The 16,483-nt window shown below is 46.4% G+C and carries 12 protein-coding genes and 1 pseudogene; 11 read left to right on the top strand and 2 right to left on the bottom strand.

Annotated elements, in window-relative coordinates:
* The 11 genes and pseudogenes from TW84_RS24510 to cyoE all read left to right on the top strand — a co-directional run.
* A pseudogene (locus TW84_RS24510) lies at positions 1 to 609 on the top strand (Tricorn protease domain-containing protein); the annotation flags it as partial.
* Positions 606 to 5,351 carry an OmpA family protein gene (locus TW84_RS01945; protein ID WP_045973997.1) on the top strand — a complete coding sequence of 1,582 codons (4,746 nt, stop codon included), beginning with the start codon at positions 606 to 608 and terminating at the stop codon, positions 5,349 to 5,351. The pseudogene TW84_RS24510 and the gene TW84_RS01945, both read left to right, overlap by 4 nt.
* Before the next feature lie 505 nt (positions 5,352 to 5,856).
* On the top strand, positions 5,857 to 6,411 hold the full coding sequence (locus TW84_RS01950; RefSeq protein ID WP_045974074.1) for a GNAT family N-acetyltransferase: 555 nt from the start codon (positions 5,857 to 5,859) through the stop codon (positions 6,409 to 6,411).
* 41 nt (positions 6,412 to 6,452) lie between these two features.
* Positions 6,453 to 6,968: a GNAT family N-acetyltransferase gene (locus TW84_RS01955; protein WP_084720173.1), complete on the top strand. Its 516-nt coding sequence runs from the start codon at positions 6,453 to 6,455 to the stop codon at positions 6,966 to 6,968.
* 351 nt (positions 6,969 to 7,319) lie between these two features.
* Positions 7,320 to 8,855, top strand: a complete 1,536-nt coding sequence (locus TW84_RS01960; protein ID WP_045973998.1) for a methyl-accepting chemotaxis protein — start codon at positions 7,320 to 7,322, stop codon at positions 8,853 to 8,855.
* 22 nt (positions 8,856 to 8,877) lie between these two features.
* Complete coding sequence (locus TW84_RS01965; RefSeq protein WP_045973999.1) at positions 8,878 to 9,606, top strand: transporter substrate-binding domain-containing protein; 729 nt, start codon at positions 8,878 to 8,880, stop codon at positions 9,604 to 9,606.
* A 701-nt stretch (positions 9,607 to 10,307) separates the two neighbouring features.
* Positions 10,308 to 11,195, top strand: coding sequence for a ubiquinol oxidase subunit II (cyoA, locus tag TW84_RS01970; RefSeq protein WP_084720174.1), 888 nt, complete (start codon positions 10,308 to 10,310; stop codon positions 11,193 to 11,195).
* Positions 11,195 to 13,231 carry a cytochrome o ubiquinol oxidase subunit I gene (cyoB, locus tag TW84_RS01975; protein WP_045974000.1) on the top strand — a complete coding sequence of 679 codons (2,037 nt, stop codon included), beginning with the start codon at positions 11,195 to 11,197 and terminating at the stop codon, positions 13,229 to 13,231. The genes cyoA and cyoB overlap by 1 nt, the downstream gene beginning before the upstream one ends.
* Positions 13,221 to 13,817 (top strand): cytochrome o ubiquinol oxidase subunit III, encoded by a 597-nt coding sequence (gene cyoC, locus TW84_RS01980; RefSeq protein WP_045974001.1) that lies wholly within the window; start codon positions 13,221 to 13,223, stop codon positions 13,815 to 13,817. The genes cyoB and cyoC overlap by 11 nt, the downstream gene beginning before the upstream one ends.
* Positions 13,817 to 14,128, top strand: a complete 312-nt coding sequence (gene cyoD, locus TW84_RS01985) for a cytochrome o ubiquinol oxidase subunit IV (RefSeq protein WP_045974002.1) — start codon at positions 13,817 to 13,819, stop codon at positions 14,126 to 14,128. The genes cyoC and cyoD overlap by 1 nt, the downstream gene beginning before the upstream one ends.
* Positions 14,129 to 14,136: 8 nt before the next feature.
* Positions 14,137 to 15,003, top strand: coding sequence for a heme o synthase (gene cyoE / locus TW84_RS01990; protein ID WP_045974003.1), 867 nt, complete (start codon positions 14,137 to 14,139; stop codon positions 15,001 to 15,003).
* Positions 15,004 to 15,109: 106 nt separating this feature from the next.
* Here cyoE and TW84_RS01995 read toward each other — a convergent pair whose 3' ends face one another.
* Positions 15,110 to 15,586 carry a hypothetical protein gene (locus tag TW84_RS01995; protein ID WP_045974004.1) on the bottom strand — a complete coding sequence of 159 codons (477 nt, stop codon included), beginning with the start codon at positions 15,584 to 15,586 and terminating at the stop codon, positions 15,110 to 15,112.
* 2 nt (positions 15,587 to 15,588) lie between these two features.
* The gene (locus tag TW84_RS02000) at positions 15,589 to 16,476 is read right to left on the bottom strand and encodes a hypothetical protein (protein ID WP_045974005.1); all 888 of its coding nucleotides are present in this window, start codon (positions 16,474 to 16,476) and stop codon (positions 15,589 to 15,591) included.
* Between the last annotated feature and the right edge of the window lie 7 nt (positions 16,477 to 16,483).

Raw genomic sequence — 16,483 nt, forward strand, 5'->3', positions numbered from 1 at the left:
GAGCTGGGCCGCTCACGGGGCTATCCAGAATTTTTATGGGCTGAAGACAGTAGCTACCTCTACTATGTCGACCAATTTAAAGACTGGAAATACACCTTAAACAGCGGTGAAAAGCAGCAAGTCGATACCGAGTTTAATGAGTACGCGACGATTTATAATGGTCGACGTGTGGTGGCTAATGAGTTTGGTGTAGCTGTCTATGATGAGGCCAAAGACCAATTTCTATTTGGTGTTGGAGTTAACGCAGACGAGGATAATCTTCAAGATTATGAGTTTCATAAAAGAAGTATTAGTCCTAACGGAAACTATGTCTGGGGTGAAAGCCGAAAATACCGTTTTTTAATTGATGTGAAAAATCAAACGTTTCAATCGGAAGAAATTATCCCTCGAGCGATGGGAGAACTCCGCTATTTCGAGATACTGGGTAAAGATGCTAACTATATCCGAGATGGGGCTGCCAGAGTTCTTTTAAGTAAACTTTCTCCAGATAAAAAACTGGTTACCTATCAGAAATGGAAGCAAATAGGTACAGGCCACCTATCTCAAGGGTCTTCTCTGTATAACGCTTTTGCCAATAATGGCGATTTTGTTAAAGGAGAGACATTATGAGCACTTCTCCAGTCGATAAAGCCATCCCATTGCCAGCCAATTACTATCTATTTGGTGTCTATTTTAAAGGAAAGCTGGATCAGAAAACTAACAAAACAACATACCCAACCTGGCATGCTGAAACCAGCTTAATCGAGAACCAAGAGATCACCAATGTGCGCCCGCTGGCTCGGGTGCCGCTGTTAAATGTCACCGATAGTGACAAGCCCGAGCTTTGGGCCACCCGGCATGACTTTAAACTCAGCCAAATTAACAATGGTCAGCCCGATGAGCACGGGGTATATGAAGCGCTTAAACCCGAATCACCGATTCATGTGCTAGGTTCCCCGATCGCTAAGAGCGAACAACGCCAATATCGCTTTCGCTTTCCGCCGCTGCCACTGCTCGCTTCACTGGCAGATTTAAGCGCCAAAGAGCTTAGTGCCAAAATCACTCAGCTGGGCAATGCGTTAGGTAACAGTGAGGCCGAACTGACCCTAACCGCGATTAGCCCAGCTCAGCTTGCACCGCCCTATAGCCGCGATGCCAGCGGCCAACTAACGGCCGATCAGCAAGCCTACAATGCCTGGCACCAAACAGTAAGCGCTGCCAAGCAGCCGCTTGAAGGGTTTGTTTTACCGGTAGTTGCCAGTTGCGCGGTGGTGTTTTCAGATAAAGGCTACGCCGGTGCTCTCGTCAGCCTGTATAAGTTTCAGGTTACCAAACAAGCGGGCACCGAAGTGGGGGAATATGTGCCAATTGGTCCGAGTGTTCAAGCCGCGCTGCCGAAAAATGAACTGGCTGAGGATGCTAAGCAATACCCATGCGCACTATTTCATCTAGACCCGGCTGAGTTTGAAGAAGGGCTATACAGCATTAGGATAGAATTCAACCCTAATCTAATGAAAGAGATTCCCGATTTTATTAAACGGGCAAATATAGAAAGTTATCAAGACGGTGCTGATACCATTTACACTTATGAACTGCGTGAAAAAATCACCTTTTCTTCCCAAACCCCTCTAGGTCAGTTTGCCATTGTGAGCGGTGATATGATCTCTCTTGAAGAGTCGCTGATGTATCAGTATCCGCAGTACTTTACCCATATGAAGCACTACCTAACGGGTAACGCCCAAGGCCAAGCGGCCACGACCCCAGCGGCGCGCAGCATCGCCCTGCTTAAAGACATCCGCGATGCATCGGTGGAGCTCGGCGCGGGGTTAATGAGCGGCAGTTTGCAACAAACCTTAGGCGAGGACGGAAGACAAGCAGTACTGAACAATGTCTCCAAGCTGTATTGGGACGCGGTCAAATCGGAGCTGCCCGATGCAATGCAAGCGGCTGGTGAGCTCTATTATGGTGTCTACAGTACCAAAGAGGCGTTAGATAACTTACGCAGTTTGCAAAACCCTGCCACTGCCAATGTGGGTTTGAAAGCCCTGTTTACCGCTAAGGTGTTTGATCAACAAACCGCCTTGGCACAAGGCTTATCGTCGGCGATTGAATCTCGGCTGGGTGCACGACGCGTGGTCGCTGGTCGAGTCGTAGAGGCTTGGTTGAGTGGCGGAGCCACATTAGGCCTTAACGTGATAGGGACCATCGGCAGCGTTGCTGATTTGTACACCAAGGGCAAAACGGTTGTTGAAATGGCGCAAAAGGCCAAAGAGACCAAGCAAGACATAGGCGAAGTCGCTTATGACTATTTGGACAAGATCCCGGTTTGGAACACCAGCCGCGACTATCAGCAACAAAAGATCGAGCAAGCGCTGGAAAAAGCTAGAGCGGGCAACAGTGATATTGCCGCGACCATGGTCAATAACCGTCGTGGTGCAGGGATTAAAATTGAGTTTAGTTTTAACTCCCGAAAAAGTGAGCTTGAACACAATGAGCCGGTGTTTGTTGAGCTCGCCAGCGCCTTGGCTGAGGTGCTGGAAAGTGAGTCTAACTTAAGGGTTGAAATTGAAGGCCACGCCTGTCAGGTTGACAGCGAAGAAGCCAATATGAAGGTCGCGGCGGAGCGGGCTAATTATGCCAAGCAGCTACTGGAGAAATCCGATGTGTTTAAAGATAGGATCTCTCTGGCTGTGTTTGGTGAGAGTGAGCCGATCTATATCCCGAAAAAAGGCGAAAGCATCGATCGCAATAACCCTAATCTGCGCCAAAACCGTCGCGTAGAGATTCGCATCTATATGTCATCATTGGATGTGGTGTTTCACCCGAGCCGCTATGGTTCACAAGCGATGGAGCGCTCTCGGTTGGCGGTGGAAAGCGCCATGACGGACGAAGACAAAGCCGAAGTTGAGTTGCGCAAGGCAATCTTTGAAGGGGTTGTTGATGTTGCTTCTTACCTTCCCGTTATTGCTCCCGTCGCGCGAGGCGTTTTGCTAATTACAGAAGCCAATAAGGCACTGACCTCGGCGATTAAGTTCATCGACAATGCCTTTTTAGATTCCTTCTTTACCGATCTCAACCAAAAGCACGATGTGGTTCGAGAGTTAGAGCGTTTGTCTAAGATTCATATGGAGTTGTTGGCAAAGCTGCGCAATACCAATATTGACCTAGAGTTCAGCTGTCACACTTATAAAGAGTTGGTTGCCTACCTTGATAGTGAGAAGGCACAGAAAGAGTTGTTAAAACGCTACCAACTCAGAGCATTGGCGATGAACGGCTTGATATTACTCTTGGCCGATCTCGGGGTGAGAGCGAAGCACCGTTCTGACGAAAGATTTGAAAACTTGGTTGAACGATACCAAGTTCAGCAATACATCGAGCACTATATACTTAGCGACAATTGGTCTGTGAACACCATCAAGGGCACCACCTTAGCGGCCGACTGGAAAAATCGTTGTGACGATGAGTACTATGATAAGCTGCTTAAGAATATGCCCGATGGCAGCAGAGGCATGCCACTGCCAAGGCGAAGCGACGCTTTAGCGGGTTTTCACCCCTACAGTTATAGCCCCCTAGCCAGTGATTCAAAAGCCTCGGGTGCTTTCAACCGTGTGTTCCCGGTGCAAACCACCCTCTACGACCATGCTGAAGAGTCTTTGTTTAAACACTTTTCTCAGTCGTTTAACCCGCAAGTGTATGAATTGAAGCAAGAGGCTATCGGTTACTGTCGAGTATTGATTCAATCGGCGGCCCAAACACCACAAGATAAGCCTGCGTGGTTAACCTATCGGGATTGGATTCAACAAGCCGAGCATGCGCATATTGGCCCATACGACAAAGTCAAAGTGCAGATAATACTCAAATCGGAATACGATACACCGTGTATGGTGACCATAGGTTACGATAGGGTCGACGGCTACAATATTCAGGGCCCTGCATTCAGTGATTGGATGTTGCCGATGAAGGCCAGTGACTTTGAGCTGAATGATGATATTAAACGCTATTATCGTGATCACCAGTTGGATGATGACGGAGTGCTTATTGCGATAGAGCATACGCCTTGTTATCGCTTCGGTGAAGTGATGCTTGATGGGCTCAAACCCATCACATCAAAAGCGCGATTGTTGTTGACCGATACGCTGCTTGGGCCCCTGACCTCTGGTCCTCACGCCGCGTTTAACTACGGTGATTCCGATTCCTTTACCCGCTATGTGGGGGCGGGTGGCTTCAGAAATATGCGTTACTCTATGGCAATCAGACAAAAAGATGGCAAGAGTGCGTTTTATCTTCCTCTGGTTTTTGAGCAAGGCGAAGCGAACAATGAAGAAAACGAAATTCAGGTGGGTGTGCTCACCACAGAGAAAAAATCTGTCTTGCTGCAAACCCGTGTCGGTGACAAGCACCTCAAGCTACTTGAAAGGGATTTACTGCTAGAAAGTTTTACTCTGCGCAGCGAGGAAGGCAGCAAAAATACTATCCCTGTGCTTCATGGCATTAAACAGCAGGTGGTGGCTATCGAAACCCAAGTCTCTGGGTTGAACTTTTTCAATGAGCCTAAGTGGTATCAATCCGCCGACAATATTATGCGTGATGGATTCAGGTGGGGAAATCGAGGTAAAGAAGATCCAGCCTCAATCTACATGCTGCTGTTGGGTGAAAACCACGAAAAAGACACCTACCAACGCCTCGAGATGGATTGGAAATCGGTGAATATGTGTATGCAAATGGAGCTCGATGGTTATGATGAGAAGGTGAAAGGGCCGATCTATTTTACCAAGATGCATCATGTTGGAGGGTTTACACACCATGCGGGGCAGTGGGCATTTAGCGCCTCAGCCGAAGTAGATAGCCTTAACGAGATGCCTTCTCTGCAAGGGTTTTTAGATCAAGCGATTAAGCGCTTAAAGGCAGAGAATGATTTGTCTCGGGGTAAAGACTATGTGGTGTATTGCATGCGTTTCGAACTCGGGTATGTTTCTCCCACTGGGCTTAATCTCAAGGGCTTAAGGCCGTTTGGTCAAGTGATTCAACCGAGCAACTCTATCTATAATAGTGGTTCTCCTGAGCTGTCGGTGGCTCACCTTAAACAGGTCGGTTTAGTGGGAGGCGAAGATTACGACAAACACCGTGATTTGGTGATTTGTGTTCCTTCTCTTGCCGAGATCGGGACGGCCGATGAACACTATTTTGGCGACATGCCGTGGTTAGTCAGCAAAGAATCTTGCAGTGATGGCGTCGATAAATCGGCGGCAGAAATATGGAAGAAATACGATCAAGACAAGCGTAAGCAGTGGGTTAGGGATTGGATTGAGAAGCAACCCACCCTAGTACTAGCGCCTAAACCACTAGAAAAATCGTTGGACGACCCAAACTAACCCAGAGCGGGTTGGTGAGGTAGCCTAAAGCCATTTCTGCGAAGAAATGGCTTTTTTATTCAGCACTCGAGATACAGCAAAAGCCCTGCTGGTTACAACATCGGCTGTATTGTCTCATTTGGAATGCACATTGCTCGCAACGACTCCGTTTGGTTCTTCCTTTAAGCACCTTCTGCTGTTGCCACACAACTTGCGGGCCCGTGTTTATTGATAAGACTTCCTACCTGAGGCACGTTTTTAACTCAACGAACTCGTGTTGTTGCATAGCGTCTGATACTGTCGCTTATCCTTAGCTCGTCCGTTAATTCATGTTGAGAGGAAGATGATTTGATCGAACTGGTCACCAGTGTGTCGCTTTGGGAGTTAGTGAGGATAGAACGCATTGCGAAAGAACTAGAGAGCTAGAGAGCTAGAGAAATAAGCAAAAACTGGGTTTTATACCCAGCCAAGAGGGCTTCAAACTGAAGCTATAACCGATTTACTTGCGAAAAATACCCAGATGCAGATATCCATTGTTCAGGCTGAAACGGCTGACTTACCTGACTTTTTTACTTACCTTGAACGTCAACTTAGAGAAAACGGTGTCAATGGCACGCCACTTTTTCAACCTTTATCTCGTAATAACACGACTATTCCGACTCAAACACAGCAGAAGTTTATCGACGGAGTGGGTGCTGAGTTTTCAGATATTGGGTGGAGGCCACTGTGGCTCGCGAAGGACGTACAGGGGAAGATTTGCGGCCACATTGACCTTCGACGCTATATGGAAGCGTATTGCTCCCATCGGGTTAGGCTGGGGATGGGCGTAGAGAAAGAGTGCCGAAAAATGGGACTCGGCAGTCGGTTAATCCAATCTGTGCTCGAGTTTTGTCAGCACCACGAGCAGATCATCTGGCTTGATTTAAATGTGCTATCAGTCAATCTTGCCGCCAAAAATCTTTATCTCAAACATGGCTTTCAAATTGTTGGCGAAATGACGGATTATTATCGAATTGATCAAGAGTCTATTTCTGAGCTCACTATGACTCTTAACACTCAAGTAGGGCTTGGTGAACAATAGCTTCACACTGGTCATTTTTACACTGTAAACCAAGGTATGTAATGCAACCTAATATAGAAACACACAGATTAGTACTAAGACCCTTTCGTTTATCAGACAGCGAGAGGGTTGCGCTCTTAGCGGGAGAAAAAGTCATCGCTGAGATGACGGCGAATATTCCTCACCCTTACGAATCGAATATGGCAGTGGAATGGATCAAGACCCATTGTCATCATTTTGCCGAGCAAACGGCCGTGGTTTTTGCCATCACGATCAAAGGGTGTGATGACATCATCGGTGCTGTCAGCCTTCCAACACTCAGACAAGGTGTTGGCATTCTGGGTTATTGGTTAGGCACACCTTATTGGGGCAAAGGCATTGCGTTTGAAGCCTCCCAAGCCTTAATTGAGTATGCCAAACAGCACCTGAATCTGGTCGAGATTGAAGTTCAGCATTTAGTGTGTAACCAGCGTTCAAAATCTGTAATTGAAAAACTGGGGATTGAGTACCGCGAAGACCGGATGGTTGAGATACACGGTGAACAACGTAAGGTTTGTGTCTACCGTTCATTGGTATAGCTCAGTGATTGTATTCAGTCAGGGTAGGATTAGATAAGGAGGTTAGATGATTAGCCATATTGACCACATTGTTCTTACTGTCTCAGATATTCAAGCCTCGGTTTAATTCTTGACCCTGATAGCAACCTGATTGAAGTCAGTAGCTATTCATCTAGACAAACTGATCATTGACAAGTGAGTCTAGGCATAATCAGGCTTGTCAGTTTTTCTGTTCTGACATTCAATTTTTACCGAATGACGATCTTTATATATGAAATAATGTGATTAGCATCTCATTTAAAGTTTAATTTGATAATTGATTAATCACTTACTACTTTTTTATTAACTGCCGAAAATCATAAGGGGCAAGTTTTGAAAAGGTTAAAGGTAGTATTTTTAGTCCAAGTTATTGTCGCTTTGACGCTGGTATTGCTGGTCTCAGCATTTATTAAATATCAAAACTTCAAAGGTAACTTGCATCAAGAGCTAGTGATTAATGTGCAAAACACTAGCCAACGGATGTCAATCAGTTTACCAAAAGCGGTGTGGGATTTTGATTTAGATACGGCAAAAGTGGCGATGTCGGCAGAGTTGGATCTGCCCGAGATATCTGCGATCAAACTCATTGATGCGCAAGGCAGTGAGCTGTTGTTTCTCACCCAGACGGGAGAAGGTGAGGATAAACAACTGATTGACGTGACCGACAAGCAGGCCTACACCGATGAAAACAGCCAAACGACGCCTCTAACGTTTGTCGATTACGGTGAAGAGAATAGCGTCGGCGAAGTCACCGTCTATTACGATACCCACGCCATGGATGCCAAATTAGCGGACTCTTTGCAAACCAACATCATTGAGTTGCTTGTTCTCGATATCATTATATCTATCGTCATTATAGTTGTGCTTTCGATTACCGTATTAAGGCCGATCTCCCAATTAACGGAGGTGATCAAGGATTTAGCGTCAGGAGATGGTGACCTCACCAACAAACTTGCCCCGGCCAAATATCGAGAATTCGACGCTATTACCAACGGCATCAACAGTTTTACTGAGTCTTTGAGAGTTATCGTTCAAGATGTCAATCAATCCTCAGAAGCGTTAGGAGAGAAGGCGTCGGCAAATGGTGCAACGGCACGCGCCAATGCCGAAAAGCTGAGCTCTCAAGAACACCAACTCGCCACGGTGGCAGCAGCGGCTACGGAGTTGAACCAATCAGTGGCGACGGTTGCTGACACGGCGTCAGAAACCGCTGATCAAGCACAGGCCGCCACAGGTTTAGCCGCCAGTGTTAATGAGGCGATCGAAAACTCAGCCAACGACATCATCAATATGCGTGAGGAAATGAACCATGTGAATGCTGAGATGCACATATTGATTGAAGAGGGCGACAAGATCACAACAGTATTGAACGTGATCAACGATATCTCTGAGCAAACCAACCTGCTGGCGCTGAATGCTGCCATAGAGGCGGCTCGTGCTGGCGAGCAGGGACGAGGATTCGCTGTGGTGGCGGATGAGGTGCGTAACTTGGCAGTGAAAACTAGCCAGTCTACCGAGCAGATTCAAAAGAACATTACCGCGTTAGGCGTCGCAACCAAATCGGTTGAGGATGAACTGACTCGGATTGCAACCTTGCTGGAGTCTACCGCTTCACGGGTTAGCGATTCTCAAAGCTCGGTTAGTGAAGTACAGAGTTTGATCACGATTATCTCGGACCGCAGTGGACAGATTTCTCAGGCAACCGATGAACAAAGAATGGCTGTAGAGGAAATCAGCCAAGCGATTGTAGAAGCATCGGAAGCGACCAATGAAGTGTCTTCTGGCGCGACCCAAAATGCACAAAGAACAGAAGAAGTTCTGGGCTTAAGTCAGAGTATCGCCAGCCATATGGCGAAATTCCGTACATAAGTTGTTTCAAAGAGGATTTGTTATGAGAAATTTGCTTTTACTGGCTTTCACAGCCCTATTTTCAATAACTGGCTACACGGCAACGATTACCGCAGCGCAGGACCCTTGGGCACCTTTTGTGCAGAAAGATAGCGCCAGCCCCGGGGTGTCAGTTGAAATTATTACTGAGGCATTTAAATCTCAAGGTCATGATGTTGATTTTAAGATCATGCCTTGGACGCGTGCACTCAATGAAGTGAAAGGCGGACGTATAGATGTGTTAGTCGCGACGTGGTTTACCAACGAAAGGACGTCTTATCTGCATTATAGCGGCCCCTATTTGGAAAACTCGCTGAAGTTCATTAAACGTAAAGGCGATGACTTCGAATACAACGGTATGGATAGCTTGTCGGGCAAAACGGTCGGTATCATTCGTAACTACGGTTATGGCGATGACTTTCTTGGCGCTTCTAACTTCAAGAAACCGGAAGCGAATGATTTAGTCTCCAACGCAAAAAAACTTATGGCGAAGCGAATCGATTTGACCTTGGAAGATGAGCTAGTGGCTAAGTCCACCTTGTCTGGAGCGGGTATGAACCTCGATGATTTTGAGTTCACCAGCAATGCGCTTTCGGTCAACCCATTGCATGTCACATCAGGTTTAGCCAATCCCAAACATGCAGAGATTATCGATGCGTTCAACAAGGGTTTAGCGGAAATTAAGTCTAACGGTACGTTCGATAAGATTCTCGCCAAGTATGGGATCAAGTAACATTTTGCCTGCTAAAGCCTCAGCAACTGCTGAGGCTTTTTTGTTTTCAGTCGCCGCGTTAGGGTAGGCGGTTTAACTGGCGTATTGTCTGTGAATTTCCCCGTCAGCTTTGCCTAAACGCAGGGGCTGACTATCTCTTCAATACCTGAACTCATTTCGTTTGGCCTGTCAGTTGGGTCAAAGTTATTTCTCGACGGAATGATCGGTTCGATTAATTGTTTTATCTATGAATACCATTTAAAAAATACGTGATCTCCATTGTTTGACTTTGATCACGTTTTGAGGCTTTTAGATCGCGCTGATTGAGGTGGTGGAGGCCATTCAATCAACCTACATTTCTCTGAGTGACAAACCTATAGCTATCCCTTACTTTTCAGGGCTTTCTTCTGTGGCACGTGATTGGTGTTGTGGAAGGTAATCCGCTGCAAACTCACGGTTCAATTTCATAAATGAAAGGTTAGTTTCCAAGTTCGACAGATGAGCTTGATTGTCGATCTAAGCATAATGCCCAGAATGTAACATTGTATTTCAAAGTGTAACAATTAAACCACGTTAATAGCATGGTTTTTTACAGGGTATCTGTTGATGATCTGGCACTTTGATTTTCGATGTTGCACATGCTCAACACATAAACATTCTAATGACTATAACAACCGGCCTTCAGGCATTGCCCTGCAACCGGACAAACATCGAGAAAGTTAATGGAAGCCTCAAGATATAAACGCATCTTGTCGAGGGCAAGTTTGGTGATCGCCATTCTGCTGCTCTCAGGATGCAATTCTGCTTTGCTTGACCCGAAAGGGGCTATTGGTGTCCAGGAAAAAGAGCTGATTATTACTGCTCTGTTGCTGATGTTGATCGTTGTGATCCCCGTGATTCTGATGACGATTTACTTCGCCTACCGATACCGAGCGACCAACACCGACGAAGAGTATGCGCCCGAATGGGCTCATTCGACCAAGATCGAAGTGGTGGTATGGACGATTCCGATCATCATCATCGGGATTCTTGCCACCATTACATGGCGTTCAACGCATGAACTGGAGCCTTCTAAGCCTCTGGTAAGTGATGTGAAACCCATGACGATTGAAGTGGTGTCACTCGACTGGAAATGGTTGTTCATCTATCCAGAAGAACACATTGCAACGGTTAACTATGTTGCGTTTCCAAAAGATGTGCCAGTCAATTTCAAACTGACGTCAGACAACATTATGAACGCGTTCTTTATCCCACGCCTCGGGACGCAGATCTACGCGATGCCGGGCATGGTGACCAAGCTCAACCTGATTGCTAACCATGAAGGCGATTACAAAGGTTTTGCTTCTAACTATAGCGGCGAAGGTTTCTCGCAGATGAAGTTTACTGCGTCGGCTATGCCTGATCGCGCCGCATTCCTGAACTGGGTGCAGAAGGTCAAAGCCAGCCCAGATCGCATCGAAGACTGGGAGCAATTCCGCTCTCTGGCAGCGCCAAGTGTCGCTGAGCCAGTGACGCTGTTCTCCAGTGTTCCGCCGTTTTTGTTTACTGATGTCGTGACCCAGCATCCTGGTTCAATGAACTGTTTGCCTGAAAACCAAGGACAATCGTAATGTTTGGAAGATTAACTCTCGATTCAATTCCATACCACGAACCCATCATTGTCATCACCTTAGCGATTGTTGCTCTGGTTGGCTTGGCAGTGGTTGGCGCGGTGACCAAAGCAGGGAAATGGCAGTACCTGTGGAACGAATGGTTTACGTCAGTAGACCACAAAAAGCTTGGCTTTATGTATATCGCAGTTGCGATGGTAATGCTGATACGCGGATTTGCCGATGCGGTGATGATGCGCAGTCAGCAGTTACTATCTTCTGCAGGAGAAGCGGGTTACCTACCGCCTCATCACTATGACCAGATTTTCACCGCGCACGGTGTGATCATGATTTTCTTCGTCGCGATGCCTCTGGTGATCGGCCTGATGAACATCATTGTTCCATTGCAGATTGGTGCTCGTGATGTCGCCTTCCCCTATTTGAACAACCTCAGTTTCTGGTTGTTTATTGTTGGTGTGATTCTGACCAATATGTCGCTTGGTTTAGGTGAATTTGGTCGTACTGGCTGGTTAGCGTATCCGCCTCTGTCGGGGATAGATGCTAGCCCAGGAGTTGGGGTCGATTATTGGATATGGGCTTTGCAGATATCTGGTGTTGGTACCACGCTGACAGGGGTGAACTTCTTCGCCACCATCTTGCGTATGCGTACTCCGTCTATGCCAATGATGAAGATGCCAGTGTTCACTTGGGCGTCTCTATGTGCCAACATCCTTATCATCATCTCGTTCCCAATCCTAACAGTCACGATTGCTTTGCTGACACTGGATCGATACCTCGGATTCCATTTCTTCACCAATGATCTTGGCGGCAACGTGATGATGTACGTCAACTTGATTTGGGCATGGGGTCACCCTGAGGTGTATATCCTGATCCTGCCAATTTTTGGTGTGTTCTCGGAAGTGACCGCGACTTTCTCTCGCAAGAAATTGTTTGGGTACACTTCATTGGTGTGGGCAACGGTAGTGATTACTATTCTGGCGTTTGTCGTATGGCTGCACCACTTCTTCACTATGGGATCGGGTGCGAACGTTAACGCCTTCTTCGGTATCGCAACCATGATCATTTCCATCCCAACTGGGGTGAAGATTTTCAACTGGTTGTTCACCATGTACAAAGGCCGCATCCGCTTTACTACACCAATGATGTGGACGGTGGGCTTCCTGATCACCTTTACTGTCGGTGGTATGACAGGCGTATTGATGGCAGTTCCGGGTGCTGACTTTGTTCTTCACAACTCAGTATTCCTGATCGCGCACTTCCATAACGTCATCATCGGTGGTGTGGTGTTTGGTTGCTTTGCGGCAATCACTTACTGGTTCCCTAAAGCGACGGGTTTCACGATGAACGAAGCGTGGGGCAAGCGGGCCTTCTATCTTTGGATTGTCGGTTTCCTGATGGCTTTCCTGCCATTGTACGCATTGGGCTTTATGGGTATGACTCGTCGTTTGAGCCAAGACATTAACCCAGAGTATTTCCCTCTATTGGCTGTTGCGGCGGCAGGTACTGCTGTGATTGCGATGGGTGTGGTATGCCAGTTCATTCAAATTTACGTCAGTATCCGTGATCGCGAACAGAATCGTGATCTGACCGGTGACCCATGGGGTGGCCGTACCTTTGAATGGGCGACGTCTTCACCTCCGCCATTCTACAACTTTGCGCATTTACCAAAAGGCGACGAGCTAGACGCATTCTGGTATCAGAAGCAGAGCGGTGAGTTCGACCCAACCAAAGAAGTGGAATACGAACGCATCCATATGCCGAAGAACACGCCAACAGGTATTTATGTGTCTGCATGGGCGCTGGTATTTGGTTTTGCGATGATTTGGTACATCTGGTGGCTGGCAGCAGCGAGTTTCGTCGGCATCATCGTGACCTGTATTCAACATAGCTACAACGATGACGTGGACTACTACGTTGAAGTCGAAGAGATAAAAGCGATTGAAGCTGAGCGCCGTGCTCAGTTTGAAGAAGCGAATAAAAAACCTGTGCAAGATGATAATAAGAAAGACGATCTGGAGGTGACGTATGCAAGCTAACATCGCCTCTCACGATCATGATCACCACGATACCAGCGGCAACAAACTGTTTGGTTTCTGGGTTTACCTGATGAGTGACTGCGTACTGTTTGCGACCCTGTTTGCGACTTACGCAGTACTAGAAAGCGGCTCGATTAGCGGGCCGACAGGTAAAGATATTTTCGAACTGCCATTTGTGTTCGTTGAAACCATGCTGCTGCTGTTCAGTAGTATCACATTTGGCTTTGGCATGATTGCGATGAAACGCAAAGATGTCGCGGGCTTAAAGCGTTGGTTGCAAGTGACGTTCTTGCTCGGGCTTGGCTTTATCGGCATGGAAGTGTACGAGTTCCATCACCTGATTGCTGAGGGCTACGGCCCACAGGCGAGCGCATTTTTGTCTGCGTTCTTCACGCTAGTGGGCACTCATGGCCTGCACGTGACGTTTGGTCTTATTTGGCTGGCGGTGTGCTATCACCAACTGGCGACGAAAGGCCTAAACGACAATATGGCGATGCGCTTTAACTGCCTGAGTCTGTTTTGGCACTTCCTAGACATTGTTTGGATCTGTGTCTTCACCATCGTTTATCTGTTGGGGGTTATGTAATGGATCAACATCTGGAAACGGGTGCGTCGGATTACGTTAAAGGTTTCGTTGCATCTCTGATTTTGACCGTGATTCCGTTCTACTTTGTTTGGACGCAATCGCTGCCTGACACGATGACATATGTTGTTCTGTTCGGCTGTGCTTTGGTACAAATCTTTGTGCACTTTAAGTACTTCCTACATATGGAAGTGAAAACTTCCGATGGTCGCTGGAACTTAGTGTCACTGATGTTTACTGCTATCGTTGTCTTGATTCTTATCGCCGGCTCGGTGTGGATCATCTACAACATGAACGTCAATATGAAGCTGTAGGCCAGAGTATGCTGAAAAGTTATTTGTCTATTACCAAACCGGGCATCATTTTCGGCAACCTGATATCTGTTGCGGCGGGGTTTTTCCTCGCCGCAAAAACAGAGCACGCCAGTCTGCATTTGTTACTGGCGACACTCGCTGGTGTCGGGCTTGTGATTGCTTCAGGCTGTGTTGTGAACAACATCTTTGACCGAGACATCGACCAAAAGATGAAGCGCACTCAGAATCGTGAAACGGTCAAAGGTAACATCAATATCGATATTGCTTTTGTCTACGCCTTGGTAATGCTGCTTGGCGGGACGGCCTTGTTGTTTCAGCTCGCCAACCCGCTATCGGCAGTGGTAGTACTACTGGGCTACGTGTTTTACGTGTTTTTCTACACCATGTGGTACAAGCGTACCTCTGTGTACGGCACGTTAGTGGGGAGCATTTCCGGTGCAGTACCACCACTAGTCGGCTATCTGGCAGTAACAAACTACATCAGCCTTGAAGCCATTCTGCTGTTTACTATGTTCTGCTTATGGCAAATGCCGCACTCGTACGCGATTGCGATGTTTCGTATGCAAGATTATCGCGACGCGGGCATTCCAGTTTTGCCAGTGAAAGAAGGTATAAACAAAGCTCATCGCCATATGAAGGCGTATGTTGTGGCTTTTGGTGCCGTCTCACTGGCTTTATTCCTATTAGGAGAGGCTGGCTATGAATACCTAGCGGTTGCCGCTGCGGTGTGCTTTATGTGGACGCAGGTGACGTTTCGCAAGGTTGACTACAGCAATTACGTCCAATGGTCGAAATCGGTGTTTAAAGTCTCTCTGCTGGTGGTGATGAGCATCAGCGGTGTACTGGGTCTGGAGCTGATTCCACTACCCATCTAACGAGTTGAGCGCTCCTTCCTCAACCTGCTAAGCCGATAACGGTTTTATGCCTGAGATATCCGATACCGGCATGTTTGTGTAAGCAGAGAAAGGACGGGGCGCTTTTTTATTGTTCGTAAGTAGATAACAGGTATTTTTTAACCTTTAGTAACGTATCGTATTTATACTCGCTTGTACTGCCATCAGAGTAGTATCCAGAAAAACCCTCTAAGTTGTTGTCCTGAGATATGTTGTTTTCACGTATCAGTGACCCATTTTCAAACTTGTACAGATAAGAAGTATATTGAGTCCCTTTTATATCGAAGTGGTTTACGTCCCAGAGTATTTGGACTAAAAGGTACGGGTTGTTTCTTAAGGATATCTCATCCATACCGTTGAAAATCGGCGGTCCTCCTTCAACAGTATATTGGTCTACTTTGGTGGTCTTACTTCCGGTAGTGATGGACAGAAAGTAGGGAGCGTACTCGTGATCCTGTGCGGAAATATCAATCCTATCCCCTTGTTCTGTTACCAATGTGGCAATTGAGAAAGCGGGAAATGCAGTGGCCATAGCGAATGCTACTAGGGTGTTTCTAATTTTCATGACTATTGAAAGCTCGCACCAAAATGAGGAGGAAATGGTTTGGAAACTGCTTTACATGTTCTAGAAAAGATGGATTTTCCGTTATGCTCCACGTCCAAAGCATAGGTATCTAGAAATTCAGCAGTAAGCAAATCTACAACATCTATTGAATAGCTGAGAGTGTAATTGTATTTTCCTCTGTTGAAGAATACTTCTTGCGTCAGGCTAGGGCCTTGAATTAAGCGCCAATCCAGAGGTTTTTCACCTTCATTTGGATATTCAAGCTCAATATTATCTTGAGTACCATATCGATAAATAAAACTAGATCCTATGCCACATAAAGATACCTTCTTATTGTTTTCTAAAGTGCATGAGAAAACTTCTTCTGTATCTTCATTACACATAGATAGCTTGCTTGGTTTTTTACTAGATTGAGAATACGTAGATAGTAGATATTCTTCTACTTGTGGTAGTTCTTTTAGTTGATATTGACCATTGCCACCTTCACCTTCGTTGTATATACCTTCGAAACCTTCTAGATTACGATCATTAGTGATTTTTTTGTTTATAGAAAGAATGCCATTTTCCAACGTATAAACGTAAGTTTTGTAAACCGTTCCTCTTAGTTCAGGGTTTGCAACATTCCAGTATACGAGAACGATAAGGTTGTTAGACTTTTCTAAGCTTACTATCTTCATTGAATCGATTATAGGTCTTGCGCCTTCATAGGAATATTCATCAACTTTGGTCGTCTTACCTCCATTGGTTATTGATAGAAAATAGGGAGCAAACTCGTCATCTTGTTCCGAAATATTAATCCTATACCCTTGTTCTGTCACTAGTGTGTCAATTGAGAAAGCAGGAAATGCAGTTGCCATAGCGAATGCTACTAGAGTGTTTTTTATTTTCATTCCGCAG

This window comes from Vibrio neptunius (assembly GCF_000967495.1).
Classification (GTDB): Bacteria; Pseudomonadota; Gammaproteobacteria; order Enterobacterales; family Vibrionaceae; genus Vibrio; species Vibrio neptunius.

Excerpts from the sequence above, each read along its gene's own strand:
- cyoB (WP_045974000.1), top strand. The coding sequence starts at position 11,195 with ATGTTTGGAAGATTAACTCTCGATTCAATTCCATACCACGAACCCATC.
- TW84_RS02000 (WP_045974005.1), bottom strand. The coding sequence starts at position 16,476 with ATGAAAATAAAAAACACTCTAGTAGCATTCGCTATGGCAACTGCATTT.
- TW84_RS01955 (WP_084720173.1), top strand. The coding sequence starts at position 6,453 with ATGCAACCTAATATAGAAACACACAGATTAGTACTAAGACCCTTTCGT.
- cyoA (WP_084720174.1), top strand. The coding sequence starts at position 10,308 with ATGGAAGCCTCAAGATATAAACGCATCTTGTCGAGGGCAAGTTTGGTG.
- TW84_RS01995 (WP_045974004.1), bottom strand. The coding sequence starts at position 15,586 with ATGAAAATTAGAAACACCCTAGTAGCATTCGCTATGGCCACTGCATTT.
- TW84_RS01965 (WP_045973999.1), top strand. The coding sequence starts at position 8,878 with ATGAGAAATTTGCTTTTACTGGCTTTCACAGCCCTATTTTCAATAACT.
- cyoD (WP_045974002.1), top strand. The coding sequence starts at position 13,817 with ATGGATCAACATCTGGAAACGGGTGCGTCGGATTACGTTAAAGGTTTC.
- cyoE (WP_045974003.1), top strand. The coding sequence starts at position 14,137 with ATGCTGAAAAGTTATTTGTCTATTACCAAACCGGGCATCATTTTCGGC.
- cyoC (WP_045974001.1), top strand. The coding sequence starts at position 13,221 with ATGCAAGCTAACATCGCCTCTCACGATCATGATCACCACGATACCAGC.
- TW84_RS01945 (WP_045973997.1), top strand. The coding sequence starts at position 606 with ATGAGCACTTCTCCAGTCGATAAAGCCATCCCATTGCCAGCCAATTAC.